The organism is Protofrankia sp. Cr1 (assembly GCF_963555865.1).
Taxonomy (GTDB): Bacteria; Actinomycetota; Actinomycetes; order Frankiales; family Frankiaceae; genus Protofrankia.
On record NZ_CAUVXO010000051.1, the window covers coordinates 11,950 to 15,394 of the forward strand.

Genomic DNA, 3,445 nt, shown 5'->3' on the forward strand with positions numbered 1-3,445 from the left:
GAGCCCACAGGGCGCTGACGGGAACCGCGGCCAGGCGGTCGCCCAGTGAAAAGGCCCGAGCGCCAGTGTGCAGCACCAGCCCGGCGACGAAACGGTCACCGAGTCGGTCGCGGACGGCGGCGAGGTGGCGGATGTCGCGGGTTGAGACGTCAGCCGCGGCCTTCACCTCGATCGCGACGACACGCAGGGACCGGTCCTCCACTATGAGGTCGATCTCGGCCCCGGCCCGGTCCCGATAATGGAACAGCGACGGTCTGACCGCCGACCAACCCGACTGCCGTAGCAACTCGGCGTAAACCATCCCCTCAAGAACCGGGCCGTCGGCGCCGTGGGACAGTTCCGGGCGCGTGAGCGACGTGATGTCAGCACCACGCAGATGAGCGGCAAGACCAGGATCGGTCACGAAGACCTTGGACGCCCGGATCTCCCGTTGGCTGAGGTTCACCGCCCATGCGGGGCAGCGGCGGACGAGAAAGACCGCTTCGAGAACCTCCAGATAACGATGGACTGTTCGCTCCGGCAGCCCTGCGTCACGTGCCAGGTCGGCCACGTTGAGCAGGCTGGCGTGCCTGGCCGCGACCAAGCGGAGCAGACGTGGCAGTTCGGCTGTGCGCGGTGAGGCCGACACCCCTGGAGCCTCCCGCTCCACCACCGTCTCGACATAGGCGTCGAACCATGCGGCTCGCCTCGCCCCTGATCTGCGGACAGCCTCCGGATACCCGCCTGCGACAGCCCGATCCAGATAGTCGTGCTTGGTCAACTCGCCGACCTGGTCCAGCGGCAGTTCGCCGCCAAGGAGCCGGTCAAGGAACGTGTCAGCCGCTCCAACCACACCCGCTCCAACCGCACCGGCTACGGCTAGTTCGCTCTGGCTCAGCGGCCACAGCTCGAAGCGCTCAATCCGGCCGGCGAGTGTCTCCGACACACCGCGGTTGGCGCTGAGCTGCGAGGAACCAGTCACCAGGAACCGGCCCGGACGTTCGTCCGTGTCGACTGCCGCCTTCAGCGCGATCAGCAACTCGGGGACCCGCTGCACCTCGTCGATGGCGAGGAGCCCCGGACGTCCCATCAGGAAGCCACGTGGATCCGCCTCCGCCGCGACCCGGGCGTCACGATCGTCCAGGGAGACGTACACACCGTTTGGCGAGTCACCGACGATGCGCTGCACCAGCGTGGACTTGCCTGCCTGCCGAGGTCCGACGACGCCGACGACACGGGTGTCGGCCAGTGCTTCGATGATCAGAGGCTGGAGGGACCGGCGCACGTTGAAGACTGAACCGTCGATTCGGAATGAGTCCGCCACGGCGTCCATCATGGCAGATTCGCATGGCTCGGATGGCGGATCCGCCGGCTTCGGATGGCGGATCCGCGGCATCAGGATGGCGGATCCGCGCCCGTCTTGCGCCGGCCGACCTTGGGCTCGATCCGGCGGATCATATAGGCGGTCAGGATCAGCGCGACGACACCCACCGAGGTGCCGAGGATGACGTCGGTGAGCCAGGTTGCGGCGTTCGGGGCCCACAGCGGATCCGGTGGATCACCCCGCGGGCCCATCCTGCCCAGCGTGCCCAGTTTGGCTACGTTGTTGAGGTCGGTGGTCGCGCCCAGGGCGGCAAAGCCCCAGCGTGCCGGCGCGAGCCAGCTGATCTGCTCCAGTCCGAAGCGTCCGACCGCGGACACCAGCCCGCCGGACAGCACGAGCTGGCCCATGGTGACCAGGACCAGCACGGGCATGGTCTTGTCGGCGTTGTCCACCAGCGTCGACACGAGCAGGCCGATCATCATCGACGACAGCGCCGCCACGAGCACCGCGATGATGCACTCCGCGAGCGGAGAACCGAGCAGCACTGACCGTGTCGGCATCCGCCCCAGTAATCCGATCAGTGTGAAGACCACGCACTGACAGGTCGTGATCACGGCGAGAACGACGACCTTCGAACCCAGGTAGGCGGTGCGCGACAGACCGATCGTGCGCTCCCGCCGGTAGATCTGCCGCTCCTTGACGATCTCGCGAACCGAGTTCGCCATCCCCATGAAGCACGCGCACAGCACCAGCACGACCAGCACCTTGGTCGCATCCGGGTTCGGCACCGGCAACGCGGCGAGACCGTCCCGGGCCGGAATCACCCGCGGGATGATCCCCAACAGGAACGGAAAAACAACAATCAACCGAAGGTAGGACTGATCCGCGAGCACCACCCGCAGGTAGCGGCGGGTAAGGGTGGACAGCTGCGCCAGCACGGGCTGTTGGCCGACGCTGGGCAGCAGCGCAGGACTCCGTCGGACCAGTGGCGCGACCACCGCGGAGGGGACGTAGTCCTCCGATGCGCGGAAGCGGGCCGCGAGCACCGCGCCCGCGGTTGCCTCCAGTTCCCGGAAGACGGTGACGAACTCCTTGAAGTCCTTCTTCCCGAAGAATCGCAGCGCACCCGCGCTCGGCCCGAAGTACGCCACGTGGCCACCGGGTGCAAGGACCAGCAGATAGTCACAAAGATCAAGAAAAAGCACACTGTGAGTCACCACGATCACCGTGCGGCCGGCACCGGGAGCCGTGGCGGCGCCGTCGCTGCCCCGGGCGAGTCCGTGCAGCGCCTCCATCACCGACTGGTCGTTCGCCGGATCCAACCCGGAGGTCGGCTCGTCCAGGAACAGCAGTGTCGGACGGGTGAGCAGCTCAAGCGCGACGCTGGTCCGCTTGCGCTGGCCGCCGGACAGCCGGCCGACCGGGGTGTCGACATGGTCACGCAATCCCAGCTGGATGATGACCTCGCTGACCCGGGCGCGCCGCTCGTTCGCGGTGGTGTCCGCCGGGAAGCGCAGCTCCGCGCCGTACTCCAGGGCCTGGCGGACGGTCAGTTGGCTGTGCAGAGGATCGGCCTGCGGGACGTAACCGATCCGGCGGCGCAGCTCGTCGTACTCGGCATAGAGATCCCGGCCCGCATAGCGGACCGTGCCGGCATCGGCCGGGCGGAATCCGGTGAGCGCGTTGAGCAACGTCGACTTGCCCGCACCGCTCGGACCGACCACCCCCAGCAGTGACCGGGCCGGCAGCCGGAAGGTGACGTCGTTCATGAGCTGCTTGGCACCGGCCCACACCGACAGGCCCTGCACCTCGAACGTCACGTCACCGCTGTCGAAGTACTCAACCAACGTGTCACCGTCAAGCTGAAACAGATGGTGGCCGATGGCGACAACATCACGTTGCGCCACAGGCGCATGTGTGATCCTCCGGCCGTTGACGAATGTGCCGTTGGCCGATCCCAGGTCGACGACCTCGACGCCACCATGTCGATCACTGCTCCGACCCAGCGCGCCCCAGCCGCCGGCGCCCCGACCGGTACCACCGACGCCCGCGCCGACATGAAGCTGGGCATGGTGCCGAGAGGCCAGTAAATCGTCGACAACCAGGTCGTTGTCCCGAGAACGACCCAGGGTGACCTGCCCC

At 67.4% G+C, this 3,445-nt stretch carries 2 protein-coding genes; both read right to left on the reverse strand.

What is annotated here, in order from left to right; translation table 11 throughout:
* A partial coding sequence (locus U9980_RS07220; protein WP_322767221.1) for an ATP-binding protein occupies window positions 1-1,303 on the reverse strand: 1,303 nt, incomplete at its 3' end.
* Between the two features lie 71 nt (window positions 1,304-1,374).
* A partial coding sequence (locus tag U9980_RS07225; protein ID WP_322767222.1) for an ATP-binding cassette domain-containing protein occupies window positions 1,375-3,445 on the reverse strand: 2,071 nt, incomplete at its 5' end.